This is a genomic window from Streptomyces sp. NRRL S-1022 (genome assembly GCF_000720135.1).
In the GTDB taxonomy this organism is placed as follows: Bacteria; Actinomycetota; Actinomycetes; order Streptomycetales; family Streptomycetaceae; genus Streptomyces.
In genome coordinates this window covers 1-318 of record NZ_JOIU01000174.1, presented here as the reverse complement: position 1 = coordinate 318, position 318 = coordinate 1, and the positions used below count along the sequence as shown (strand labels likewise).

The 318-nt window shown below is 70.1% G+C and carries 1 protein-coding gene; it reads right to left on the bottom strand.

What is annotated here, in order from left to right; translation table 11 throughout:
- Positions 1 to 318, bottom strand: a 318-nt coding sequence (locus IG05_RS0141380; protein ID WP_037816044.1) for a DUF389 domain-containing protein, incomplete at both ends; no start/stop codon positions are given.

Sequence of the window (318 nt, the reverse complement as noted above, 5' to 3'; positions counted from 1 at the left end):
GGCGAGGGCCACCGCGGCGTTGGCGGCGGCCGGAACGGTCGTCACCGAGATGGCGACCCCCACCAGAGCGCCCGACTTGGCGGAGGTCAGCGAGAGCGTGCCCGCCATGCCGGCCAGGACGGCCACGATGAACGAGAAGGCGTTGGGCGCGTACACGAACGCCGTGTTGGGACGGTCCCCTTCGAGATCCGACTCGTGGAAGAGCCCGGCGGCGTCCATGAACAGGGTGAAGGCGACCGTCACCAGTATCGCCACTGCGAAGCCCACCAGCAGTGCGATCAACGAGCGCAGGGCGAGCCGCGGTTGGCGCCGCACCAC